We start from the raw sequence: 26,863 nt of genomic DNA, 5'->3' as shown, positions 1-26,863 counted from the left end.
TTCACAAAAAAAATACGGTGAAAACGATTGAAATTTCAGCAATTGTTCGTTAGAATTAAACAGGTATAAAAATTGTTATAATATCTAAAATGAGGTGTGCCATGTTACCAGAAAAAATGGAGCAAGGGTTTAATCAAAACCTGGAAGCTGTTCAGCTTTTACAAAATGCATTGGGTTCTTCTTTTCTAGAAGCCTATGTCGAGAATGCTGAAAATTTGATCGACAATTACCAAGTTCGAGTAATAGACGGCGTACCATCAGAAGAGACCTCGAAACGATTGAACGAACTTTATGGTGAGTTAAAAAAATTATCTTTTGAACCTGAAGAGTGGCGTCGCCTGTCTCAACTTTTATTATTGAAAGGCGGACAGACTGAACCGTTACAAGCAAACCATCAGCTGACACCAGATAGTATCGGCTATCTCTTTGTCTTTTTGGTTGAGCAGTTGTTCACAGATAAAAAAGAACCGCTGAAAGTCTTGGATATTGCGTCAGGAATGGGTAATCTATTATTGACAGTGTTATTGAATCTTAAAATTGCTGGGTATGAAGCAGAAGGTTTTGGTGTTGATATCGATGATACGCTGCTGGCAGTCGCAGCTTCAACAAGTGAGCTTGCACAAGCGCCAATCCAGTATTTCCATCAAGATGGACTGCAAGAACTGCTGATTGATCCAGTAGATGTTGCAATCAGTGATTTGCCAATCGGCTATTATCCAAATGACGAGAAAGCAAAAGAATTTCTGACGGGAGTAGAAGACGAGCATAGTTATGCGCATCATCTTTTACTGGAACAAGCAATGAAATATGTAAAACCAGACGGCTTTGGTTTGTTCTTGATGCCAAGTAATTTTTTAGAGACACCGCAAAGTGATGCAATCAAGAAATGGTTTGGTGAAGAAGGCTATCTGCAAGGGATGGTCCAGCTTCCGGAAGAACTTTTCCGTAACAAACAATCACAAAAAAGTATTTTGATTTTGCAGAAAAAAGGCCCGCAAGCCCAACAAGCAAAAGAAGTCTTGCTGGTGAAATTAGCTTCGTTAAAAGATCCAGAGAAGGTGACAGAATTCTTTAAAGAATTTGAAGCATGGAAGTCATCAGCTCTATAATAAATTAAGGATGAAGGAGAGTAATATGTCTAAAACAATCGCAATCAACGCTGGAAGTTCAAGTTTGAAATGGCAATTATATCAAATGCCAGAAGAAACAGTTATCGCAAAAGGGATCGTAGAACGAATCGGATTGAAAGATTCTATCTTTACGATCAAATACGGCGAAGATCAAAAATTTGAGCAAGTCTTAGATATCGACGATCATGAAGTAGCTGTAAAAATGCTGTTAGATCAATTGATCGAACTAAACATTTTAAGTTCTTATGACGAAATCACTGGTGTAGGCCATCGTGTTGTTCATGGTGGAGAAACATATGGTGATTCTGTAGTCGTTGATGAAGAAGTAATGGAACGAATCCAAGAATTAGCAGAATTTGCACCATTGCACAATCCAGCAAACTTGATGGGAATCAAAGCATTTAAAAAAATCTTGCCTAACATCATCAGTGTTGCAGTATTTGATACATCTTTCCACTCAACTATGCCTAAACACAGCTATCTATACAGCTTGCCAATGGAATACTACGAAGACTTGAAAGTCAGAAAATATGGATTCCATGGAACAAGTCACCGTTACGTTTCAGAACGTGCCGCAGATTTGATGGGCAAACCGATCGAAGAGCTGAAAATCATTACTTGTCATTTAGGAAACGGCGTGTCGATCACAGCAGTTGACGGCGGAAAATCTGTTGATACTTCTATGGGCTTTACGCCTTTAGCAGGTGTGACGATGGGTACTCGTTCAGGAGATATCGATCCAGCAGTTTTGCCATACTTAATGGAAAAACTAAACATTGATATCGATGAAATGATTACGATTTTGAACAAAAAATCAGGTCTTCTAGGTTTGACACATCTTTCTAGTGATATGCGTGACTTAGAAGCAAATTACGATAAAGACGAAATCAAGCTTGCCTATGACATCTTTGTTGACCGTATCCGCAAATATATCGGCGGTTATGTAACAACAATGAACGGCGTTGATGCGATTGTATTTACTGCTGGAATCGGTGAAAATGACGGACATGTCCGCAGCGAAATCATCAAAGGAATGACATGGTTTGGTTGTGCGATCGATCCAGAGAAAAACAAACAGCGTGGTCAAGAATTAGCTATTTCAACTGAGGATTCAAAAGTAAAAGTATTTGTTATCCCAACAGATGAAGAGTTGATGATCGCAAGAGACGTAGAACGTTTGCGCGGATAAGAGACATAAAACTTTCATAACATCATTAATTAAAAAGACTGGATAATTTTCGTTTATCCAGTCTTTTTGTATAGAAAACGAGATCCAGCAAGTGTAAAGTACTGATTCCTGTGTCATTTCCTAAAACTAGTGGCTGAGGGTTAAAGTTTCGTTGAATAATAAAGTGAGCGAATCGATTCCAGGTAGTCTTGAAATCCTTCCAAGAATTCTTGACCCTCAATGATTTTTACTTTGTCTCCAAGGGATAAAATAAAGCGATACGCATTTTCAGTTTGAGGTAAACGGAGCTGTGCTTCAAATTCATGGTTTTCCAACTGTTTTAGCTGTTTGTTTCCGAAACGTTCAATAATCAGGTCGCGCACTGTATTGTCTGCTTTTATGGTGATTTCCTGCATCTCTGGTAAAAAATCAAACGTATTTGTAAATGAAGCATTGGGTAATTTCCGAGAGTCAAAAGTTTCGTTTTTAAAATCGACTTGTTCCATTCTAGATAATCGAAACGTTCGAAAGTCTTTTCTTTCTAAACTGTATGCTTGCAGATACCAGCGTTCTCCTTTATAGGCGAGGCGATAAGGCTCAATGATCCGCTGTGTCAATTGTCCGTTGCGGTCGCTGTATTGAAAACTAACGAGTGTTTGATTTTTGATTGCTTGATGAAATCTCTGGGCTAATTTTTTCAATTCAGCGGCACCTTCCCAATTGGCTTCTTGAATGGAAAATTGCTCTACTCTATCTTGAAAAGCGTACATGGCATGGAGTTTTTGGACAGTTTCACTGATTTCAGGGCTATCGATGATATTTTGTATACTTGTTAATGCAAGGAACAAATGTTGAACATCTTGCTCTGTTAAAAATTTTTTGTCTATTTTATAGTTAGGCAGAAGTCCGATACCGCCATTTCTTCCTTGAACTGTATAGATAGGGATACCAGCCAGCGTCAAAGATTCGATATCTCGATGAATCGTCCGTTCAGAGACTTCGAACATTTCTGCTAGACGAGGAATAGTGACAAGTTCTTTTTGCAATAAATAAAGAATAATGTTGATTAATCGAGCAATACGCATTTTTTCACCTTTTCATTAATACATGACAGCTTATTGTCAGGTATTTTTTAGTATAGTATACCCATAAGCAAAGAAAGAAGGAATAAAAATGACTGAAAAAAATTACACTATCCAACACTTTGATGAAATGACGATCCAAGGTTACCCAGCGCAATTACCATTGCCAACAATGGAAAATATCGAAGAAGTTTCAAAAGCAAAAAGCAATCACTTTGCTTCTGTCGCTAAAAGCGGAAAATTCCCAATGCTGATGAAAGTCAGCCAAGATAAAATCGGTTATGCAATCAGCACAGCAACTGCTGACTTTTTAGAATATTTTGCCGGAGCCAACACAATAGAAAATTTTGAAGATACAGAAACACGTACATTACCTGAAGGCGATTATGTCGTGCTAAAAGGAGAAGGGGGACCAAGCAGAGCACTGTTTGACCAATTGATCAGCAAATTCTTTGGAGAGATCTTGCCTGCAAACCCAGGACTATATAAAGAAGACAGCTTCGTGGTAGAGGCTTTGTTAAATGGAAATCCAATGGACGCAGTGGTGGAATTACGTATCCCTGTATCTGAAAATAACTAATTTATATTCAACCATCCCAGCCGTCGAAAGCGACGGTTGGGATGGTTTTTTAGAATCGGGAGTCGGGAATGTAAAAAAAGATAGAAGAAAGCTTTTCGGCTTTTTTCTATCTTTTTAGAAAAGACATTTTTGTCTGTTTATTCTTTTTCTTCAGGAATATGGTTTTCCAAGTCAGTACGGACGATAAGTACATCGCAGCTTGCGTGACGGATAACATATTCAGAAACAGAACCGATGAAGAGACGTTCGACAGCATTCAATCCTGTTGCGCCTAGCATTACTAGATCGACTTCGTTTTCTTCTGGGATCTGTTTGCCGATAATCGGTTTAGGAGATCCGTATTCGATGATAACTGAGACTTTTTCAAGTCCAGCTTCTTTTGCTGTTTTTTCATATTCATCAAGTGTTTTTTTCGCCATCTCAGTTGCTTGCTCTGCCAACATACCATCAAATGAAGAAACGGTTTGGAATGAACGTGTATCAATGACATGAGCTAATAAAAGTTCTGCGTTATTACGTTTTGCAACGTTTACTGCTTTTTTGAACGCTAATTCTGCTTCGTCTGATCCATCGACAGCGACCATGATTTTCTTGTATTGTTGTAACATTTGCATTCGCTCCTCTCAAGCATCCGCTTGTTTCTACTTCTATTGTAAAACACTTCTTAAAAAAAGAGAATTATTTTACTGTTTTGAAGTGGACATTTTTTTCGCAAAAGTAATGCTGAAAGCGGAAGAGACGATGATGACCAATAATAGATAAAGAAGTGCCAGCATTTGCTGATTGAAAAATGCGGCTGCAAAGCCTAATAGACCAAATAAAGCATAGGCAACGCCGTAAAATTGAAGGAACTTTTGGTTTTTCTCTGTTTTTCCGATCAAAACGAAAAAGATTTCTTGTTTTTTCAATAAATAAAAACCAACGAACAGCAGTAAGACTGCTGCCAAAAGCATCAATAAACGTATCATAACAAACTCCTTAAAAATCATTCTGTTTTTATAATAGCAAATAATACATAAGCAGGGTGTGGAGGAGAACCCCCACACCCTGCAAGTTATCAAAAAAATGGTAAGATCCGTTAATGCCGTTACTCGTCCTGTAGTATTGATCCCGCAAATTCAAGCAGGTGGGTCCCACGGTCGGAGCTTCGAACTACCAAAAGAAAAGGCATGTTACCAGCATTGACACAAGACGGGTCCCAATATATCAATAAAAATGTTCGGTCAACACACAAAGAGGACAACTCGCACATCACAGATTTACCACCTTTATAGTAGCATACCCATCTAAAAAGAGCAACGAGTGCGCTCACAAATTATAAAGCGAATCCGAAAGTGGCGTTCCCGAAAAGATTATCAGTATATAGCGGGCGGCTAGATTAAAAATTCTATGACTTTTTATTTGATTCTTTTTTCCATTCTTGGATGCGCTGGTATTGCTGAGCTAGCGCTTGTTCATATTTCCCAGTCTGTTTTGGCTGATAATAATGGGCATTTTTCAATTTTTCAGGTAAATATTGCTGATTGACCCACGCTTGTTCGAAATTATGCGGATATTGATAGCCGATGCCGCGATTGAGCGATTTTGCTCCTTGGTAATGGCTGTCTTTTAAGTGATCTGGGACATCTCCGCTTTTTCCTTCGCGAATATCTGCAATTGCTTCGTCTAACGCGCTGTAAGCAGAATTTGATTTGGGGGAGAGACATAAATCGACCACTGTATCAGCTAGCGGGATACGCGCTTCAGGAAGTCCTAAGCGTTCAGCGGCTAAAACAGCATTGACTGTGCGCGCGGCAGCAGCAGGATTCGCAAGTCCAATATCTTCATAACCGATCACCATCAGTCGTCGGCAGATACTGGCTAAATCCCCTGCTTCGACTAAACGGCCTAAATAATGGAGAGCAGCATCAACGTCACTGCCGCGGATCGATTTTTGAAAAGCAGAAATAACATCGTAATGTGCATCGCCGTTTTTATCATGGGTCAGTGCTTTTTTCTGGATACATTCTTCAATGATCGAGAGAGTAAGATGGATTTTTCCTTCTTTGTCTTCTTTTGTCGAACGTGCGGCTAGTTCCAATCCATTCAATGCGCTGCGCAAGTCGCCGTTTGTTGCACGAGAAAGATGCAGCAATGCGTTATCGTCTAAAAGGATCGGCATGTCGCCTAGTCCACGTTCTTTATCTGTCAAAGCTGTTTGAACTGCTTTTTTGATATCTTCTTCATCAAGAGGTTTCACTTCAAAAATCTGTGTTCGGCTGCGTATCGCAGGATTGATCGTAATATAAGGATTTTCGGTGGTGGCACCAATCATGATGATTTTTCCGCTTTCCAGATGGGGCAGCAGGAAATCTTGTTTTGTTTTATCTAATCGATGGACTTCATCTAATAGAAGGATTACCGTACCACTCATCTTGGCTTCTTCTGCAACGATCTGCAAATCTTTTTTCGTGTCTGTAGCGGCATTCAGCATACGGAAAGCATATTTTGTCGAACCGGCAATTGCGCTGGCGATACTCGTTTTTCCAGTGCCAGGCGGACCATATAAGATCATTGACGAAAGCATGCGGGCATCAACCATTCGACGGATGATTTTTCCTTCTCCTACTAAATGTGTTTGCCCTACGACTTCATCGATTGTGCGAGGCCGCATACGATAAGCTAAAGGTTGCTGCATAAGAGCGCCTCCTTTTGTTTTTTATCCCTTTATTATACCATATCACTAACAGCACAATGAAAGAGACGCGTTGCTCTGCTTAGTTTTCATAGCATATCAAAGCATTATTGTGTATGATAAAGTGGGTGAGGAAAATGAAAGAACTCTTTGAAGAATTTTTCTTTAATAAAACAACGCCAGAAATCGCCCGCGATCTGCTGGGCATGTATCTGGAGCACGAAACACCGATGGGAAAACTTTCTGGTTATATCGTGGATGCAGAAGCTTATTTAGGACCAGAAGATGAAGCAGCTCACAGTTATGGGTTAAGGCAGACGCCTCGTGTACGCGCGATGTATGAGCCAGCTGGGACAATCTATTTATATACGATGCACACACACTGGATCTTGAATGTCGTTACACAAGAAAAAGGTATTCCGCAGGCGGTGATGCTTCGCGGCTTGGAACCTGCTGAAAATATCGAATTGATGAGTCAAAATCGCGGCGGAAAAATCGGACCGGACATCAGTAATGGACCAGGAAAGTTAGTCGCTGCGCTAGGAGTCACTTCAGAACTATATGGAGAATCATATTTAGACAGCAAATTGCATTTTGTGTTTGAAAAACGTAAATATCCAAAAAAAATCGAAGCTTTGCCAAGGATCGGTATTCCAAATAAAGGAATCTGGACAGAAAAACCGCTTCGTTTCGTGGTTGCAGGAAATCCCTATATCTCATTACAAAAACAACGCCTGATCGACAAAGAAGATTGGGGCTGGAGGAATGACAAATGAAAAAGATGAATCTATTAGCTTATTTAGATGAACAAATCGAAAAGAAAATCAATAATTACGACATTGCACTGGATTGGGATACTAAAAATCACACGATTGAGATCATTGTCCGTTTATTTGCCGAAAATAACGCAAATTTAGAAATCGATGATGCAGAAGGAATTATTTCTGAAGAAGAAATCATCGAATTTGAAGATGGTATCTTGCTTTATGACCCAAAAAAATCTGTGATTGATGCAGAAGAATATTTAGCCGTAATTTCTTATGAAGGGAAAAAAGGTCTGCCAAAAGCAAAAATCAACGGCATCGTGGATTATTTGCAAGAAGTTTTGGATGAAGGACAAAGTGATCTTTTGGACTTTTTAGATGAAACAAATGAAGAAGCTGTTTTTGAATTACATTGGGATGCGCAAAAGTTGGAACAATTGACTGAAAAATACCAACAGCAAGCAACTGAATATTTGCCATATCCAGCTTATTAGGAGTGAATGAAATGAAGTGGAATGAAGTAAAAGTCGAGACGACGAGTGAAGCAGTAGAAGCAGTGGCCAACATTTTGATGGAAGCTGGTGCAAGCGGTGTAGCCATTGAAGATGCGTTAGACATCGAGAATTATAAAGGCGATGCGTACGGCGAATTATTAGACAAAGAAGATTTTACTTTTTTGACAGAAGGAGCTTATGTCACAGCTTATTTTCCCGAAACGATTTTTCTGCCGGAGATTTTGCCGACATTGAAAGCACGGATCACACAATTGCCTGAATTTGGCTTGGCTATTGGGAAAAATGAAGTCACAGTCAGCGAAGTAGAAGAAAGCAACTGGGCAACAGCATGGAAAAAATATTATCATCCTGTAAGAATCACCAGAATGCTGACAGTTGTACCAAGCTGGGAAAAATATGAAACAGAAGATCCAATGGAAAAAATCATTACCTTAGATCCAGGGATGGCTTTCGGGACAGGAACCCATCCAACGACTTCCTTGACACTCCAAGCGTTAGAAACTGTTTTGCGCGGCGGAGAAACAGTCTTGGATGTAGGAACTGGTTCAGGTGTGTTAAGTATTGCATCTAAACATCTTGGCGCAAAAGAAGTACACGCCTACGATTTAGATGAAGTAGCGGTACGTTCAGCTAAAGAAAACATGAACATGAATGAAGTGGCTTCAGATGTGCATGTTTCCGCAAATGATTTATTGAATGGTGTAGAAATCGAAGCAGATATCATTGTGGCAAATATTTTGGCCGATATTATCTTGTTGATGATCCCTGATGCTTGGCGTTTGCTGAAACAAACAGGAACATTGATCGTTTCCGGTATTATCGAAGACAAAAAACAAATGGTCATTGATGCGATGGAAGAACAAGGATTTGTCGTGGATCAAATCTTCCAGAAAAAAGACTGGTATGCCATCATGTTGAAAAAGCCTGAGGTGGAATAAATGCAGCGTTATTTTTTAACCGAAGAATATCAACCAAAGGAACAATTCGTTCTTTCTGGCGAAAACTATCACCATATCGTCCGCGTGATGCGGATGGAACCAGAACAGCGGGTGTATCTTGCTTTCAGCGATCAGCAAGCAATCATTGCGGAAATCACTGAGATCACAGATCAAGAAGTTCATTTGAAAGAAATCGAGAAAGAACAGTCCGAAAAAGAATTACCTAGCAAAATCACGATAGCAAGCGGTTATCCAAAAGGCGACAAATTGGACTGGATCGTGCAAAAAGGAACAGAACTAGGTGCATATGGATTTATTGGGTTTCCTGCTAAGACTTCTGTCGTCAAATGGGATGCAAAAAAACGAGCTAAAAGAGAACAGCGGTTAAATAAAATCGCGCAAGAAGCAGCGGAACAAGCGCATCGTCAACTTGCGCCCCAAGTAGAATTGCTGGACAACATTTCTTCTTTTTATCATAAACTAAAAGAGTATGACCTAGTACTGATTGCTTACGAAGAATCAGCGAAGCAAGGAGAAACAGCAGCTCTGGCTCAAAGTCTGCAAAAAAGTTTACCTGGTTCCAGAATCCTAGCTGTTTTTGGACCAGAAGGCGGACTTGCACCAGAAGAAATCACTAAGCTGACAGAAGCTGGCGGTACACTTTGCGGATTAGGGCCGCGCATTTTAAGAACCGAAACAGCGCCATTATATTTGTTGAGCGCTGCAAGTTATCAATGGGAACTGATGGGGTGAAAAAATGAAGAGAAGCGAAGACATCCAAGTTCGTTTGCTTGAACCGGCATTTGAGGATGCTCAGTTGAAAAAAAGCATTGAAAAATTGAAAGAATCCACTATTAAAAAAATCCTTGTTTTGCCTTCTGCTGTTACGCGAACAAAAAATTTGTTAGGAAACAATAAGCAGATTCTTGTGGGAAGTGTGGTTGATTTTCCATTAGGTACAGGTACCTTGGAAAAGAAAGTATTTGAAGCAGCACAGCTTTTCCAAGAAGGCGCGGATTTTTTAGAAGTAAGTATAAATAGTTCAGATATTTTGACCCGCCAAGAACATTTAGCAGAGCTGGAGCAGCTGTTGAGACCACTAGCTGTCGGCAGAGGAGAAATCATTTTTGCTTTAGATACAGCGCACTACAAAGAGTTGACGCTGATTGAAATGGAACAAGTAATTCGGACATTCGGATGGCAGAAGCTTTCTCTAGGGAGCAGTCTTGCTTTCGAAAAAGCCTTGCATACCCTGGCTTTATTCAGATATGATACAGAAACAGAACAACAATTACAGCTGACCATAAATGTGGAAGAATGCACATCAGAGCAGCTGGAGGAACTATTTCAAAAAGGGGCAGCACAAGTAGGAATCGCGAACCTTGAGGCAATAGATCACTTGGAACAAACAAGTAAATAAGAGAATTGAAAAATCAAAGAACAATTTGTATAATAAGAACAATTAATGAAAAGAGGTCGTGAACAACATGTTCTGCTTCAAGAATTAAGAAAAGAAAATCAAAAATAGCTTTTCATATTTTGGGTTTTCTAGGCTTAATTCCGCCGAAGCAATGTTGAGAGCACCGTTTAAAAGAGGTCGTGAACAACATGTTCTGCAGAAACATTGTTTTCAAATCAAGATCTTTTTAAGAACACTGTTTACCTATTTTAAGAAGCTGTGCAGCAGAATGTTCGAGCATTGTCACAGCTTCTTGTTTTATTTATAACGAGAGGAGGGCTGCTGCTATGTCGAAAGAAGAAATCTTGACAGGACCAGGCGTCATCAGCCTTGTCAGTCAGTATATGAGCCCTGAACATGTTGCTTTTGTAAAAAAAGCATGTGAGTATGCAACCAAGGCACATGAAGGCCAATTTAGAAAATCAGGAGAACCGTATATCATCCATCCGATCCAAGTAGCTGGAATCTTAGCAGACTTGAGAATGGACCCGCACACAGTAGCAACAGGTTTCCTGCATGACGTGGTAGAAGACACGGAAGTCACTCTGGATGAACTAAAAGAAGAGTTTGGGCCTGACGTAGCAATGCTTGTCGATGGTGTAACAAAACTAGGAAAAATCAAATACAAATCTCACGAAGAACAGTTAGCTGAAAACCACCGAAAAATGCTGTTAGCAATGGCGCAAGATTTGCGAGTAATCATGGTTAAATTAGCCGACCGCTTACATAACATGCGTACGCTGAAACATTTACGTGAAGACAAACAACGAAGAATTGCCCAAGAAACATTAGAAATCTATGCACCGCTTGCACATCGTTTGGGGATCAGCCGTATCAAATGGGAACTTGAAGATACAGCTTTACGTTATCTAAATCCTAAGCAATATTATCGGATCGTTCATTTGATGCAGACAAAACGCGAAGAACGCGAAGAATATGTCCATACAACGGTTGAAGAAATCCGTGCTGCAACCGAAGAATTGGAAATCTATGCAGAAATCTACGGACGGCCAAAACATATCTATTCGATTTATCGAAAAATGAAAGACCAGAAAAAACAATTCAATGAGATTTATGATTTATTGGCGATTCGTGTCATCGTGGACTCAATCAAAGACTGTTATGCAGTACTAGGAGCAATCCACACAAAATGGAAGCCAATGCCTGGCCGTTTCAAAGATTATATCGCGATGCCGAAAGCCAACATGTATCAATCTTTGCATACAACAGTTATCGGGCCCAAAGGAAATCCGGTCGAAATTCAAATCAGAACGCAGGAAATGCACGAAATCGCTGAGTTCGGGGTAGCGGCACACTGGGCGTATAAAGAAGGAAAAAGCGACAAAGTAGAGCCAGACGGTATCACGAAACAACTTGGCTGGTTCCATGAAATCTTAGAACTCCAAGATGAGAGTTATGATGCTTCTGAATTTATGGAAGGTGTCAAAGGGGATATTTTCAGCGATAAGGTCTATGTCTTTACTCCAAAAGGCGATGTCACAGAGTTACCTAAAGGATCTGGACCATTGGATTTTGCGTACAGTATCCACACTGATATTGGGAACAAGACAACTGGAGCTAAGATCAACGGAAAAATGGTTCAGTTAGATTACAAATTAAAAAACGGCGATATTATCGAAATCTTGACTTCGCCTAATTCATTCGGGCCAAGCAGAGACTGGTTGAAAATCGTTGCGACAAGCAGAGCGAAAAACAAAATCAAACGTTTCTTCAAAGCACAAGACAGAGAAGAAAATGTCGATAAAGGGCAAGATGCTGTAACAAAATGTCTGACAGAATTAGGCTTCCAGCCAAAAGAAATTTTGACGAAAGAGAAAATCCAAGAAACTGTAGAGCGATTCAACTTCCAAAGTGAAGAAGACTTGTATGCAGCAATCGGTTATGGTGAAATCAGCCCTTGGACGATGGCGAACCGCCTGACTGAAAAAGAACGGCGTGAGCAAAAAATCGAGCAGCAGAAACAAGAAGCCGAAGAAATCATGAACCAGCCGAAAAAAGAACCAGAAAAAATGAAGATTCGTCATGATGGCGGCGTCGTGATCCAAGGTGTAGAAAATCTGCTGATTCGAATCAGCAGATGCTGTAATCCTGTCCCAGGCGATGATATTATTGGGTATATCACAAAAGGACGCGGAATCTCGATCCACCGAAGAGACTGTCCAAATGTTCAGCCAGACAAACCAAATGTGGCAGAACGGCTGATTGAAGTAGAGTGGGAAGATACATCTAACACGAAAAAAGAATACGATGCAGATTTGGAAATCTACGGTTATAATCGTTCTGGTCTATTGAACGATGTCTTGCAAACTGTTAATTCGATGACTAAAAATCTGAACAGTGTAGAAGCAAAAACCAATAAAGAAAAAATGGCAACGATCCATTTGACTGTCGGTATCCAAAATCTAAGTCATCTGAAAACTATTGTCGATAAAATCAAATCAGTACCAGATGTTTACAGCGTTCGCCGAATGAACGGCTAAGGAGGGAAAACGATGCGAGCAGTGATCCAGCGTGTCAGCAGTGCAAGTGTCTCGATCAACGACCAAGTAGTCGGCAAAATCGGGCAAGGACTTTTAGTACTGCTGGGAATCCACGAAACAGATACCAAAGAAGATATTGATTATTTAGTCCGAAAAATCGCGCTGATGCGTATTTTTGAAGATGAACAAGAAAAAATGAACTTAAGTATTTCAGATATTGGCGGGCAAATCCTTAGCGTTTCCCAATTTACTCTGTTTGCTGATACAAAAAAAGGCAATCGGCCAAGCTTTATTGAAGCCGCTCGTCCTGAAACAGCGATCCCTTTGTACGAAGCATTTAATGAAGCGCTGAAAAGCAAAGGAATTCCTGTAGCAACTGGAAAATTTGGCGCGGATATGGCTGTTTCACTTGTAAATGACGGCCCGGTAACAATCATTATCGATTCTAAAAATAAATAGATTTTAACGAACACAAGATACGCAAATCTGAGCGTATCTTGTGTTTTTTTGTGAATAAAAATAGAACAATTTTTGTTATTTTCACAAAAACTAATCGCTATAAGAATATGCGATACTAAAAGAATGTAATGGTTTTTTTGTGTATTTTTGATTAATCAAAAAAAAGATTTTTTTTATTTTATGTAAAATTCTCGAAAATTCTCACAAAAAGAAAAATTAAAAGAAAAAAAAGTGGTTTCAGTGCAATTTCCCTCTCTATAATAAAGTATATTTCTCTCAATGCGTAAATTGAGGAGGAAAGAAAGATCCATGAGATTTGATAAAAAGAACAAACGATTTTATCATGCAGACCCTGTAAAAAAATACAGAATGCATAAAGTGAAAAAGCAATGGGTTGTACTTGGTAATGTAATCGGTACACTTCTGATCGGTGCATCTTTGAGTACAGGATTACTTGAAACGATCCCCGTACAAGCAGAGCAGCAAACAGTAGTCCAAAACAAAGGGGACACAGAAGCGCAAGCAGATGATGAGACCCAAACGACAACAACGACCGAAAATACTGCAACCGCTACAACAGACACTGCAAGCGCATCGAAAGAAAATACCGATACGACGAAAGCTGCGGCTGCTGGAATAGTAGTTACTGAAACATTTGCAGATACTTCAGGAAATCCACTTTCTGCGCCTGTGACAACGACTAATGGAATTCCTTACCCACCAGAAATCGAAGGATATGCGATTGTTCCAAGTAAATCAGCTTGGATAATTACAAACAATGATCCAGTGTATTTAACGGACTTTTCATGGATGGTACATCCAGAGTTAGATGAATCACCTATCAATCAAATTGTTGATGGATTTAGAGAGTTTATAGATCCTAATGAAACTGGATCTGCAACTTTTAACTTTGTCTACCAAGAAGATTTATCCCAATTCGAAGGGAACACAGTAAACATTGATGAAAATGGCGCGATTGACATCCCATCTTTGGTAAAAACGCTGAAAACTGTTGATGGTTCAGATGGTGATTTGTCAAAAGTTACTGTGGATAATCTAGCTGAAATCGATACAAGTGTAGCCGGAACTTATACAGCAGAATTGTCTTATTATGATGAAACTTTTGCAAAAGTTTTAATAACGACAGCCACAGTCATCGTTGGTGAAAATCTTTTAGATATGAAGACCAAAGATGTCATACTTGAAGTTGGAGATGTTTTCGATAAGGGTTCAGTCGTTGAAAGTATTACGAATTCAGATGGTTCAGCCGGAGATTTTAATAATCTTCAAGTAGAAGGCAATGTCGATACAAGCGTTGCTGGAGACTATCCAATCAAAGTTACTTATACAGATCCTAAGACAAATCAGCAAATCTCTGCGGATGTGGTGGTAACAGTTCAAGAAAAAGATATCTGGACAGTGACTACAAGATTTATCGATAAAGAAACAGGGAACGAACTTTCACCTGAAGTGATAAAAGAGCTTACTACGGATGATGCAGACGGTACCTTTGATTTTGCAGCACCAATCGATATTCCTGGTAAATACATTAGTTTAAGCGATTCAACGTATAACCAAGTTGAGAAAAATGAGAATGTTACTTTCTTAGAGCTTATGAATAACGCTGGGATAACTAATCTGGCTGAGTTTGTAACAAAATTAAATGAACAGCACATAGTAGAGATGGTGGAACCTGGGCATTTCGTAGTTACCTATATCTACGCAACTGACCAAGGCAAACTTTCTGGCAATGATTTAACAATCAAAGCAAAAGATGCTTTGATGGAAGATCAGCTTATCAATGAAGTGGTAAACGGTGACGGAACTACTGGCGATAAGAGCAAAGTTTCTATTTCGATCGACGGCACACCATTAGAACAATTTTCAACAGATAAACCTGGCACTTATACGATTACTTATACGTATCCTGATCCAGTAACAGGGAAAGATCGCACAGCTACTAGCACATTGACGATTGAAGCACTGGATCCGATTTTGGTTGGTCAAGATGGCAATTTTTATATTGGTGAACAATTTGACAATAGTTCTTTACTAGCTCAACTTGTAAATTCAGATGGATCAGCTGGCGATGCTGCAAATGTTCAATACGATCTTTCTAAAGTAGATTTCAATACACCTGGAACATATGAAGTAACACTTTCATATACAGATCCAATTACGGGTAAAATAGTTGAAGACATCGTAGAACTAACTGTGGCCTATGATCCAACCCATCAAGAAGTGTCTGTTACTACTGAAAATGATCCAACAGGCGATCAAAGCTGGGAAACAGAAGGAAATACTGGTGAACAAATAACAGCACCAGTTACCGACGAGGATCTTCAAAGAGACGGATATGACTATACTGTCACTGCGCCAGATGGAAAAGAATACAATTCTCTAGCAGAAGCGATGGAAGCAAATCCTGTATATGACAATACAGACAATACAGGCAGTTCTTCTGATAAAAGCAGCCAAAATTTCGTTGTCCACTACCAAATGGATGAAGAACATTCAGAATCTGATTCGGAATCTACAAGTGAATCAGATAGCCATGAAGATTCAGAATCCGATTCTGAGTCAATGAGCGAGTCCGATTCAGAATCAACATCTGAGTCGTTAAGTGAATCCGATAGCGAATCCACATCAGAGTCATTGAGTGAATCCGATAGCGAATCAACTAGCGAATCATTGAGTGAATCAGATAGTGAATCCGATTCAGAATCAACGTCAGAATCCCTAAGCGAGTCAGACAGTGAGTCAACATCAGAGTCATTGAGCGAATCTGATTCAGAATCAACGTCCGAATCTCTAAGTGAATCCGATAGCGAGTCAACATCCGAATCTCTAAGTGAGTCTGATAGCGAATCAACGTCAGAATCATTGAGCGAGTCTGACTCAGAATCAACCAGCGAATCATTGAGTGAATCTGACAGTGAATCAACATCTGAGTCATTGAGCGAGTCCGATTCAGAATCGACATCAGAGTCATTAAGTGAATCAGATTCAGAATCAACATCTGAATCATTAAGTGAGTCCGACAGCGAATCAACATCTGAATCATTAAGTGAATCCGATTCAGAATCGACATCAGAGTCATTAAGTGAATCAGATTCAGAATCAACATCTGAATCATTAAGTGAGTCCGACAGCGAATCAACATCTGAATCCTTAAGTGAATCCGATAGCGAATCAATATCAGAGTCATTGAGCGAGTCCGATAGCGAGTCAACATCCGAATCTCTAAGTGAATCTGATAGTGAATCCACATCAGAGTCATTAAGCGAATCCGACAGTGAATCCACATCAGAGTCATTGAGCGAATCCGATAGTGAATCGACATCAGAATCCTTAAGTGAATCCGATAGCGAATCGACATCCGAATCTCTAAGTGAATCTGATAGCGAATCCACATCAGAGTCATTGAGCGAGTCCGATTCAGAATCAACATCTGAGTCGTTAAGTGAATCCGATAGTGAATCAACATCAGAATCCTTAAGTGAATCTGATAGCGAGTCCACATCAGAGTCCTTAAGTGAATCAGATTCAGAATCAACCAGCGAATCATTGAGTGAATCAACATCCGAATCCTTAAGCGAGTCCGACAGCGAGTCAACATCAGAGTCATTAAGTGAATCAGATTCAGAATCAACATCTGAATCATTAAGTGAGTCCGATTCAGAATCAACATCTGAATCATTGAGCGAATCTGATTCAGAATCAACATCAGAATCTCTAAGTGAGTCCGATAGCGAATCAACATCTGAATCTTTAAGTGAATCTGATAGTGAATCAACGTCCGAATCATTGAGTGAGTCCGATAGCGAGTCAACATCCGAATCTCTAAGTGAATCTGATAGCGAATCCACATCCGAGTCATTGAGCGAATCCGACAGTGAATCCACATCAGAGTCATTGAGCGAATCCGATAGTGAATCGACATCAGAGTCATTAAGTGAATCCGATAGCGAATCGACATCCGAATCTCTAAGTGAATCTGATAGCGAATCCACATCTGAGTCATTGAGTGAATCCGATAGCGAATCAACATCCGAATCTCTAAGTGAATCCGATAGCGAATCCACATCAGAGTCATTGAGTGAATCCGATAGCGAATCAACTAGCGAATCATTGAGTGAATCAGATAGTGAATCCGATTCAGAATCAATGTCAGAATCCCTAAGCGAGTCAGACAGTGAGTCAACATCAGAGTCATTGAGCGAATCTGATTCAGAATCAACGTCCGAATCTCTAAGTGAATCCGATAGCGAGTCAACATCCGAATCTCTAAGTGAGTCTGATAGCGAATCAACGTCAGAATCATTGAGCGAGTCTGACTCAGAATCAACCAGCGAATCATTGAGTGAATCTGACAGTGAATCAACATCAGAGTCATTGAGCGAGTCCGATTCAGAATCCACATCAGAATCATTGAGTGAATCCGATAGCGAATCCACATCCGAATCATTGAGCGAGTCCGATAGCGAATCAACGTCCGAATCATTAAGTGAATCCGATTCAGAATCGACATCAGAGTCATTAAGTGAATCAGATTCAGAATCAACATCTGAATCATTAAGTGAGTCCGACAGCGAATCAACATCTGAATCATTAAGTGAATCCGATAGCGAATCAACATCAGAGTCATTGAGCGAGTCCGATAGCGAGTCAACATCCGAATCTCTAAGTGAATCTGATAGTGAATCAACATCAGAGTCATTGAGTGAGTCCGACAGCGAATCCACATCAGAATCATTGAGTGAATCCGACAGTGAATCAACATCAGAGTCATTGAGCGAATCCGATAGTGAATCAATATCAGAGTCCTTAAGCGAATCCGACAGCGAATCGACATCTGAGTCATTAAGTGAATCTGATTCAGAATCAACCAGCGAATCATTGAGTGAGTCAGACAGTGAATCAACATCTGAATCTCTAAGTGAATCTGATAGTGAATCAACAAGCGAATCATTGAGCGAATCTGATAGTGAGTCAACATCTGAATCCCTAAGCGAATCAGACAGTGAATCAACATCTGAATCTCTAAGTGAATCTGATAGTGAATCAACAAGCGAATCATTGAGCGAATCTGATAGTGAGTCAACATCTGAATCCCTAAGCGAATCAGACAGTGAATCAACATCAGAATCATTAAGCGAATCCGATTCAGAATCAACCAGCGAATCATTGAGTGAATCCGACAGTGAATCAACGTCCGAATCATTAAGCGAGTCCGATAGTGAATCAACATCAGAGTCATTGAGTGAATCCGATTCAGAATCCACATCCGAATCTCTAAGTGAATCCGATAGTGAATCAATATCAGAGTCCTTAAGCGAATCCGATAGCGAATCAACATCCGAATCTCTAAGTGAATCCGATTCAGAATCAACCAGCGAATCATTGTGTGAATCAGATAGTGAATCAACATCCGAATCCTTAAGCGAGTCCGACAGCGAGTCAACATCCGAATCTCTAAGTGAATCCGATTCAGAATCAACCAGCGAATCATTGAGCGAGTCCGATTCAGAATCAACATCTGAATCATTGAGCGAATCCGATAGCGAATCAACATCCGAATCTCTAAGTGAGTCCGATTCAGAATCAACCAGCGAATCATTGAGCGAGTCCGATTCAGAATCAACATCTGAATCATTGAGCGAATCCGATAGCGAATCAACATCCGAATCTCTAAGTGAATCCGATTCAGAATCAACCAGCGAATCATTGAGTGAATCTGATAGCGAATCGACATCCGAATCCCTAAGCGAATCCGATAGCGAGTCAACATCAGAGTCATTAAGTGAATCTGATTCAGAATCAACCAGCGAATCATTGAGTGAATCCGATAGTGAATCCACATCAGAATCTCTAAGTGAATCCGATAGCGAATCGACATCCGAATCTCTAAGTGAATCCGACAGTGAATCAACGTCAGAATCTCTAAGCGAATCCGATAGCGAGTCCACATCAGAATCATTAAGTGAGTCAGACAGCGAATCAACGTCCGAATCATTAAGTGAATCCGATTCAGAATCGACATCAGAGTCATTAAGTGAGTCCGATTCAGAATCAACCAGCGAATCATTGAGCGAATCCGATAGTGAGTCAACATCCGAATCCTTAAGTGAATCTGATAGCGAGTCAACGTCCGAATCACTAAGTGAATCCGACAGCGAATCATTGAGTGAATCTGACAGTGAATCAACATCAGAGTCATTGAGCGAATCCGATAGTGAATCAATATCAGAGTCCTTAAGCGAATCCGACAGCGAATCGACATCTGAGTCATTAAGTGAATCTGATTCAGAATCAACCAGCGAATCATTGAGTGAGTCAGACAGTGAATCAACATCTGAATCTCTAAGTGAATCTGATAGTGAATCAACGTCCGAATCATTGCAGATGAGAAGCATGTCGATGATTTAGTCAAGGCGGTCATCAAAGCAAAACCACTGATTCCTGAACTTTCCTTTTCTATTTATGGAGAAGGAAAACACCGTAATCCATTACTTCAGTTAATCAAAGAAAACAATGCAAGTGACTATATTAAACTAATGGGGCATCACGAATTAACAGAAATCTACAGAAATCACGGTGTTTATGTATCTGCTTCTTTGTCAGAAGGATTTGGCTTGAGTTTACTTGAAGCGCTTAGCAATGGTTTAGTTTTTGTAGGATATGACGTTGATTACGGAAATGCAGAATTTATGATTGATGGGAAGAATGCAATCAAGATTCCTTATGAAAAAGGTCATTTACAAAGTGAAGTTTTAAAAAATGCGATTTTATCTCTTTATGGTATAGAGCCTGATGGTACAAAAAAAGAGAATCACTTTGATATTGAATCAGGTATGAAAGTTTCTTATGAACGTTCAAAAGCATACACTGCAGATAAAATCAAAAATTCTTGGGAGGAGATTCTCAGAGATTAAAGAACCATACCGAGAAGAGGAGCTTGGCTGCTTGGGAACAGATAAACGATATGCAATATAGATATCTAAAAGAAGCAGTTCTTGAATATATGCCAAACTTCCACCACCAAGGAAAGGACATAAAATGATACGATTATTTGATTATTTAAATAAACAAAGCCTTACTTTAATCAACAGTCTAGATAGGGCGAATATCAATGGAATCAACGTTTTGATCAACTACGAAGGCAATTCTTACGGCAAAGTATTTTATAATCCATTCGTATATTTTGCCAAAAACAAAACATCCAAGAAAAATAGAGCGTTGTTTTTTAATGAAATTGATGTTCCGGAATATTGGGAGATCCGAAACAGCAGTCCAAATCATGCTGTTATTTTAGACGGGGACAAAGAAAGAGGGAAGATCCATTATTTTCCTGAAACTTTCCGCATGGTCCAAACTGTAGATTGGACAGATGAAAAAGGAACGGTCTACCGACGCGATCATTATTCCGATCAAGGTGTAAAATATGCATACTCTGTTTTTCAGGGTCCTAATAAAAAGGAAACAATTTATTATATTGATGAAAAAGACCAAGTAAAAGTGAGTTGGGATAAGGCAAATAAAATCGTTATTTTACCAGAGAAAAATCTAGTCTTTGAGAGCGTAACGAGATTCATTATTTATTTTATCGATGAACTTAAAAAAAATAACGTCATTGAAACAAGCAAAAAAATGATCATCAATTCCCTATCAACACCGCTATTTGTATCAGATTTAGGCAATTATCAAACCACATTATTCTGGCAAGAAACGATGACGAACAGCGTACCAGGAAATATGATCAGCCAATTAGAGAATAAACGAAGCGTAGAAAGAATTATTTTTGAAGATAAAGAACAACAAGCATTCGTTCAAAATAAATATCCAGAGACGCATGTCAGCTGCAGTTATTTATCACCACTTTTTGATTATTACAGAGAACATCGTTATTCATTGAATGCACTGATTATGACAAAAACAGACGAGATCTTTTATTTAGAAACTATTTTAAATGATTTTCCTGGATTCAAAATAACGGTTGCGGCACCAACGAAAATGAGTGATAAATTGAAAAAACTTTCAACCTATCCAAATCTCCGCTTGTTGGAAGCAGTCAACGATGAGATGTATGTTCAGCTATTTGAGGAAAATGATGTCTATCTAAATCTGAATGCTGGAACGCAAGTGAAAGACACATTGTCCCGTGCATATTTAAATCAAATGACTATTTTGTCTTTAGATAAAACAAAAAAAGATTTTCATTTTGCGGGAATCGTTGCAAAAGAAAATGAATATAAAACAATTCAGGAAAAATTGATCCAAATAAATATGAACCAGCTAATGGAACAGAAAATATGGCAAGAATCCATGACTTTTAGAGGTCCGCAATCTGTTCCAGAAGATTACCAACAAATGTTTAAATAAAAAATATTATGCTTTATCGAGGTGTGCGAGGTGTGAAAAATGAAGATTGATTATCTTTTGGAAGAAGAAGATAGAGAAAAGCTTTTGATAGTCAGATATCTTGAGTTTGAGAAAAACAATTATTTAGTGCTGCCCAGATTATATGAGGTTTTAGGCCTGTCAAAATTCAAAACTAGAAATTATATCATTGAATTGAATAAAGAATTCGCTGCTTTTGATTCCCATCCTGAAATCATTGTTTCTGAAGATGGCGAAATTGAAGTAAAAAATCTAAATATGATCGATATAAAAAATTTAAGAAGGGTTTACTTTGCTAAATCTAAAATTGCTCAGTTGCTTACAGATACAGTTACTTCGAAAGTCACAATCGACAAATTTGCAGAAGAACAATTTCTCAGTACATCCAGAGCCTATGTAAAAAGAAAAGAATTAACTGTTTTTCTTGAGCATCAAGGAATAAAGTTGAAGAAAAATACATTGGTGGGGAAAGAAACTGCGATCCGCAGCATGCTATTCAGTGTTTATTTTGGGATCTACAACGGGTACAAGCTGCCTTTTGACGAAAAAATCCTAAATGAAACAAAAAATATCGTTCAATATTTTGAATACCTGCTGCATCTAAAACTTTCTTCCACCAAAAAAATCAAATTAAATCTTTTGGTCGCGCTCGTATTGTTGCGAGCCTATAACGGGGATATTTTGACGGAGTGTTACTTTCACCCAAAATACTTTGAAACGATTGAAGGAACAGAGATTATCCAAGATATCTCTCGAATCTCGTTTAAAAACCTATCTAAGGAACAAATCCTGAATGAAGTCTCTTATATATTACTGTTTTTGATTGGTGAAGAAGAGTTTGCACATGGCCGTCAATTCGTGAATGAAGAAGACAATTTCCAGGAAATAGATAAAATCACCCAGGTATTATCTAGCCACTTGTTTCATTTACTCCCTTTTTCAGAAAAAGTACCTGAGGAAGAACGGCTGAAAGCACAAGAAAGGTTAACACTGGGATTCGAACGGATCAATCGGACACATCAGATATTTGATTTTAGAATGTCCAGTTTTATCTCGAAAAAGCAAATGCAGTTTTTCTTTGAAACGTATCCTATTTTCAGCAGTGCAGTAAAAGAAATCGTTGATAAATATATTGAGGAATTCAACGGCAACGAAGAACTTGCTGTTCGACTGTTCTACGATTATTTATTTTTGCTGATCGATGTTTGTCCTGTTTCTTATTTTGAACCGCCAATCCATGTATGTATCGATTTTTCACAAGGAAAGTCCTATACGAATTACATCGTTTCGCAAGTGAATGGATTTAAGAATTACAATATCGTTATTGAAAGCAAAGTGACTTCAAAAACACATATTTATTTGTCTGACTGTTTACTGGAAAATTTTGGAAAAAAACAAATTATCTGGAAAGAACCGCCGACACCAGATGATTGGGAAAACTTCGGGAATGCTGTGATCAAATTGAAAAGCACACAGAAATAGCGAGGGTGTATTCTCTGATATCTGAAAAAGTTCTTGTAAATTTACCTCTAGAACAAAAATAACAAGAATGTATACGTTTGTTTAGGTAAAAAATAAAATAATGAATGTTATAATATCTCGGGTATTGAAAAAAAGAAGAATAAATTGCGGGTCAGCAAATTAAAAAGTAAAGCTTTTTTCCAAAGAACTACTTGTTTTTTCCATCATCATTTGCTTAAAAAGTAGTGAAGAAAACTTGAGCAAAAAAGTGGAATACTATACCGCAACCTCAAGGAGGGAAAAAAATGTGCTTAGAACCAAACAGAGCAGAAAAATCTGCGGAATCAAAGAAACAAGTTTCAAATGATCCGAGTTTTTCAACAAAACCTTATATAAAGATAGTTATGGGGACCGTGCTGATTGGTTTATCGATTCTGAGTCCGCTTCCAGCAGCAGCACAAACAGCGGCTCAGCCTGTTGTTTCCTATACAAATGATGAAAAAGCCCAGATTACGATAACAGAACAATTTAAAGACTTGGACGGGAATACACTTCTTCCTGAGCAAATTGTTGAGAACCAAATCACGTATCCGCCGACCATTCCCGGTTATTGGCTCGTTCCGAAAAAATCCGTTTGGAAGACAGCCTACACGGATGAGATATCACTCTCTTCTTTTTTAGGATTTGCAGATCCGGAAAAAGGTGATCCTTTAATACAAGTCATCGACCTTTTGAATGAAAATATCAAAAATACTACAGATATTGGTCAAGCAGATTTTACTTTTAGATATGAAAAAGATTTGTCGGTTTTTGAAGGGAAAACATTGTCCGTTCCTATTGGCGCAAAAGTAACAATTCCAGAATTAGTGGAAAACTTGAAAAACGTTGATGGAAGTGAAGGAGATCTTAACCAAGTTGTTGCTGAAAATCCTTCTACGATTACTACGGAAAAAGCAGGACTTTTTCCTGTGACATTATCGTATTATGATCAGGAACATACAAAAGTTATGAAAACAACTGCTTTTTTAAATGTCGAAGCAGATAAATCATTGATCAAAGGTAAAAATATCAAGTTAGCAGCTGGAAGCAAATTTGACAAGAACACTGTCATTGACCAAGTTGTAAACAGCGATGGTACGCCAGGTGACCCTGCTGATGTCAAAATCATCGGAAATGTTGATACAAATCAAGCTGGTACATATCCTTTGACTTTAAGATATACAGATCCATTAACAGCCAAAACAATAGAAACACAAGTAACTGTAACAATCATCCCAACAGTTACTTCAACGCCACATACAACAGTAGTGACTCGTTTTGTGGATGCTGAAACGAATAAAGAACTTTCACCATCAGTAACAAAAACCGTAGATATTTCAGAGGGAATACCTGAGATCCCAACTCCTGTTAACATTCAAGGAATGGTTCCTAACACGGAATATTCTACTTTTGAACGCAATAATAGACGTATCAATGTCTATGACTATATTCGTCAAAATGGTCTAGGAAATAACGTTTATTGGAAAGATGTCGTGCAACATTTGCAGACAGAAGTACAAGTAGATAAAAATGTTCCTAATGAAATAGTAGTTACTTATGCCTATACACAAGATAAGAGTCATTTTTCTATAAATAACTTGGTTGTAGATGTAGCAAGCAATGTGGAGAAAGAACAGCTGATAAAAGAAGCCCGGGATACAGAAGGTTATTTTATCGATGAAGAGCTTGTGACAACAAGCCTTGATGGTAAATCCTTCACAGAATATACACCGGAACAAGCGGGAACTTATACAATTTCTTATAGTTATCATGATCAATTTTCACTGCAAGATATCCATACCTCTTCTAAACTGGTGGTACTGCCGAAAAGCGAACAAAAAAATGAAGCAGTACAAAACAAAAATGAAACAAGTGAATCAACAAAAACAACCCCAGTGAAAACAGAAGAATCTTCGGATAAAGAAAGCTTATCGACAACCAAGCCAGAGGAGTCAAAACTTTCTGTAAACAAAGAAAGTAAATCAAATAGACCAACAGTCATGAACTCCAAAAAGACCGACAATAAGCAGCCTCAAAAAATTCAAGAAAAAAATATAATAGATCAAGCTGCGGGGATTGACCGCGACAAATCTGTCGAAAATAATAAGGAATCATCAGCGAGGAAAAGACAGCGCAAAGAAGAATACAAGCCAGAACCAAAAAAACAGGCTACTTCTCCTTCACAAGGAAGCCCAGCACCAGGAGGAGGCGCTACAGAAGCTTCTCAGTTGGGTGATTTGATGCGTGGGATTGCTGGTACATTTGTTTATTCTGATCGAAATCCTTTTGAAGTTGATAATTGGTCTTAAAAATAACTCACAAAACAGCTTTGATTGTTTTGTGAGTTTTATTGTTTATATGACGATGAAAAATGGTTTGATTTTTGGCATTAAGTCAAATTTTTGCAAAAGTCTGGGAAGCGATTTTCGAAAATTTTTCCTTACTGCTCAAAGCAGAGCGCTGAGTTCACGACTTCTACTTAAACGGTGTTCGCAAAGCTGACTTTCGGTATTAACTCAAAAATCCGCAAAACATGAAAAGCTGTTTCGCGGATTTCTTCTTTAATACTCAAGTCATAACGCTTTGCTCACAACCTCTATCTAAATAATTGATCGATTTCCTGATACTCCTCATTCGTCAAACGGACATCCATTGCTTCGGCATTCGTTTTTACTTGTTCAGGTTTCTTTGCACCGGGGATCACTACTGAAATTGCTGGATTTTTCATGTACCAAGCAAGTACGATTTGCGAAATAGTTGCCTGATGCTGTCTCGCGATTGGGGCAAGCTGATTCACAGTTTTGACAATCGTTTTAAAGCGGTCACCTTGGAAGTCTTCCTTTTTTTGTCGGCTGTCGCCGTCTTTGAAGGTCATGTCTTCTTGATATTTTCCTGTAAGCAGTCCTGAAGCAAGAGGGAAATAAGGGACAAAGCTGATCCCGTTTTGTTCCATGTAAGGAAATAGTTCTTTTTCTGCTTCGCGATGCAATAAATTATATTTATCTTGTACGATATCCACAAAGCCGTCTTGGTTGGCTTCTTTTAGTTGTTCCAATGAAAAATTCGAAACGCCGACTGCACGGATCTTACCATGAAGTTTTAGTTCATGAAGAGCAGCTGCTGCTTCATTTTTTGGCGTTTCTTCGTCAGGGAAATGGATGTAAAAAATATCAATGTAATCTGTTTGAAGTCTTTTTAATGCATCTTCAACAGATTGTTTCAAAAATTCCGGTGAGTTATTGTGTTTTCCGTTTTTTGCCGGATCATGTGATGCTTTCGTCGCAATAATCACGCGAGAACGGTCATAGCCTTCTTTCAATACTTCGCCGATCAATTCTTCTGAGCGGCCATTGCCGTAAGCATAAGCAGTGTCCAACAAAGTGATTCCGTTGTCTAAAGCAGTGCGCACAACTTGTTTTCCTGTTTCATCGTCAAGGTTTGAAAACAGATTGTGTCCGCCAACGGCATTTGTGCCCAAACCTAATTGTTCTGCGTATACTTGAGAGTATCCGATTCTTGTTTCTGTCATGAAAAATCCCCCTTTTTCTAAAGTCTAAAACAAAAAAATGAAAAGCTGAACCAATGTGCACTTTTTTTTCAGAAATGATGAGAAAAGGAAGGTTTATCTTGACTTTGACCGTTTTTTTTAGTAGGTTATAAGTAATATTGATGAATATCTTTGAAGGAGAAAGT

At 38.9% G+C, this 26,863-nt stretch carries 19 protein-coding genes, 1 other RNA gene and 1 pseudogene; 15 read left to right on the top strand and 6 right to left on the bottom strand.

What is annotated here, in order from left to right; genetic code table 11:
* The first annotated feature begins 101 nt into the window (after nt 1–101).
* Nucleotides 102–1,109 (top strand): class I SAM-dependent methyltransferase, encoded by a 1,008-nt coding sequence (locus IGI64_RS10885; RefSeq protein WP_034860977.1) that lies wholly within the window; start codon nt 102–104, stop codon nt 1,107–1,109.
* Between the two features lie 25 nt (nt 1,110–1,134).
* On the top strand, nt 1,135–2,319 hold the full coding sequence (locus IGI64_RS10880; RefSeq protein ID WP_034860979.1) for an acetate kinase: 1,185 nt from the start codon (nt 1,135–1,137) through the stop codon (nt 2,317–2,319).
* A 140-nt stretch (nt 2,320–2,459) separates the two neighbouring features.
* Here IGI64_RS10880 and IGI64_RS10875 read toward each other — a convergent pair whose 3' ends face one another.
* Complete coding sequence (locus IGI64_RS10875; RefSeq protein ID WP_429940546.1) at nt 2,460–3,383, bottom strand: helix-turn-helix transcriptional regulator; 924 nt, start codon at nt 3,381–3,383, stop codon at nt 2,460–2,462.
* An 88-nt stretch (nt 3,384–3,471) separates the two neighbouring features.
* Here IGI64_RS10875 and IGI64_RS10870 point away from each other — a divergent pair, with 88 nt between their 5' ends.
* Nucleotides 3,472–3,960 (top strand): GyrI-like domain-containing protein, encoded by a 489-nt coding sequence (locus IGI64_RS10870; RefSeq protein ID WP_429940545.1) that lies wholly within the window; start codon nt 3,472–3,474, stop codon nt 3,958–3,960.
* Between the two features lie 137 nt (nt 3,961–4,097).
* On the opposite strand, the gene IGI64_RS10865 is transcribed toward IGI64_RS10870, so the two are convergent.
* The 4 genes from IGI64_RS10865 to IGI64_RS10850 all read right to left on the bottom strand — a co-directional run bounded on the left by IGI64_RS10865 (nt 4,098) and on the right by IGI64_RS10850 (nt 6,637).
* Nucleotides 4,098–4,568, bottom strand: a complete 471-nt coding sequence (locus IGI64_RS10865) for a universal stress protein (protein WP_034860981.1) — start codon at nt 4,566–4,568, stop codon at nt 4,098–4,100.
* A 75-nt stretch (nt 4,569–4,643) separates the two neighbouring features.
* Entirely contained in the window at nt 4,644–4,928 is a 285-nt protein-coding gene (locus IGI64_RS10860) for a hypothetical protein (RefSeq protein ID WP_034860984.1), read from the bottom strand.
* A 100-nt stretch (nt 4,929–5,028) separates the two neighbouring features.
* A non-coding RNA gene (gene ssrS / locus IGI64_RS10855) (6S RNA) lies at nt 5,029–5,223 on the bottom strand.
* 124 nt (nt 5,224–5,347) lie between these two features.
* Entirely contained in the window at nt 5,348–6,637 is a 1,290-nt protein-coding gene (locus IGI64_RS10850; protein ID WP_429940544.1) for a replication-associated recombination protein A, read from the bottom strand.
* Between the two features lie 134 nt (nt 6,638–6,771).
* Between IGI64_RS10850 and IGI64_RS10845 the strand changes: the two are divergent.
* The 12 genes and pseudogenes from IGI64_RS10845 to IGI64_RS10790 all read left to right on the top strand — a co-directional run bounded on the left by IGI64_RS10845 (nt 6,772) and on the right by IGI64_RS10790 (nt 25,479).
* Nucleotides 6,772–7,441: pseudogene (locus tag IGI64_RS10845) on the top strand (DNA-3-methyladenine glycosylase).
* Complete coding sequence (locus IGI64_RS10840; RefSeq protein ID WP_429940543.1) at nt 7,407–7,892, top strand: DUF3013 family protein; 486 nt, start codon at nt 7,407–7,409, stop codon at nt 7,890–7,892. Before IGI64_RS10845 ends, IGI64_RS10840 begins: the two are co-directional and overlap by 35 nt.
* Before the next feature lie 11 nt (nt 7,893–7,903).
* Nucleotides 7,904–8,851 (top strand): 50S ribosomal protein L11 methyltransferase, encoded by a 948-nt coding sequence (gene prmA / locus IGI64_RS10835; protein WP_429940542.1) that lies wholly within the window; start codon nt 7,904–7,906, stop codon nt 8,849–8,851.
* Entirely contained in the window at nt 8,852–9,604 is a 753-nt protein-coding gene (locus IGI64_RS10830) for a 16S rRNA (uracil(1498)-N(3))-methyltransferase (RefSeq protein ID WP_429940541.1), read from the top strand.
* 4 nt (nt 9,605–9,608) lie between these two features.
* A complete protein-coding gene (locus IGI64_RS10825) occupies nt 9,609–10,271 on the top strand; it encodes a deoxyribose-phosphate aldolase (RefSeq protein WP_429940540.1) in 663 nt (220 codons plus the stop codon).
* Nucleotides 10,272–10,597: 326 nt separating this feature from the next.
* On the top strand, nt 10,598–12,811 hold the full coding sequence (locus IGI64_RS10820; protein WP_429940539.1) for a RelA/SpoT family protein: 2,214 nt from the start codon (nt 10,598–10,600) through the stop codon (nt 12,809–12,811).
* 12 nt (nt 12,812–12,823) lie between these two features.
* Complete coding sequence (dtd, locus tag IGI64_RS10815; RefSeq protein ID WP_016625894.1) at nt 12,824–13,270, top strand: D-aminoacyl-tRNA deacylase; 447 nt, start codon at nt 12,824–12,826, stop codon at nt 13,268–13,270.
* Between the two features lie 309 nt (nt 13,271–13,579).
* On the top strand, nt 13,580–19,699 hold the full coding sequence (locus IGI64_RS10810) for a KxYKxGKxW signal peptide domain-containing protein (RefSeq protein WP_429940538.1): 6,120 nt from the start codon (nt 13,580–13,582) through the stop codon (nt 19,697–19,699).
* Nucleotides 19,654–20,205 carry a glycosyltransferase gene (locus IGI64_RS10805; protein WP_429940779.1) on the top strand — a complete coding sequence of 184 codons (552 nt, stop codon included), beginning with the start codon at nt 19,654–19,656 and terminating at the stop codon, nt 20,203–20,205. The genes IGI64_RS10810 and IGI64_RS10805 overlap by 46 nt, the downstream gene beginning before the upstream one ends.
* Nucleotides 20,206–20,329: 124 nt before the next feature.
* Nucleotides 20,330–21,652, top strand: coding sequence for a hypothetical protein (locus tag IGI64_RS10800; protein ID WP_429940537.1), 1,323 nt, complete (start codon nt 20,330–20,332; stop codon nt 21,650–21,652).
* A 39-nt stretch (nt 21,653–21,691) separates the two neighbouring features.
* The gene (locus IGI64_RS10795; protein ID WP_429940536.1) at nt 21,692–23,152 is read left to right on the top strand and encodes a helix-turn-helix domain-containing protein; all 1,461 of its coding nucleotides are present in this window, start codon (nt 21,692–21,694) and stop codon (nt 23,150–23,152) included.
* A gap of 284 nt (nt 23,153–23,436) precedes the next feature.
* Nucleotides 23,437–25,479, top strand: a complete 2,043-nt coding sequence (locus tag IGI64_RS10790) for a bacterial Ig-like domain-containing protein (RefSeq protein WP_429940535.1) — start codon at nt 23,437–23,439, stop codon at nt 25,477–25,479.
* A gap of 287 nt (nt 25,480–25,766) precedes the next feature.
* Here IGI64_RS10790 and IGI64_RS10785 read toward each other — a convergent pair whose 3' ends face one another.
* Nucleotides 25,767–26,699 (bottom strand): aldo/keto reductase, encoded by a 933-nt coding sequence (locus tag IGI64_RS10785; RefSeq protein WP_429940534.1) that lies wholly within the window; start codon nt 26,697–26,699, stop codon nt 25,767–25,769.
* Nucleotides 26,700–26,863: the final 164 nt, after the last annotated feature.

The sequence above is a fragment of the Enterococcus sp. DIV0210g genome, assembly GCF_050559705.1.
Lineage (GTDB): Bacteria > Bacillota > Bacilli > Lactobacillales > Enterococcaceae > Enterococcus_B > Enterococcus_B faecalis_A.
Note: the sequence above shows the minus strand (reverse complement) of the source record. Positions and strands in the feature narration are given on the sequence as shown.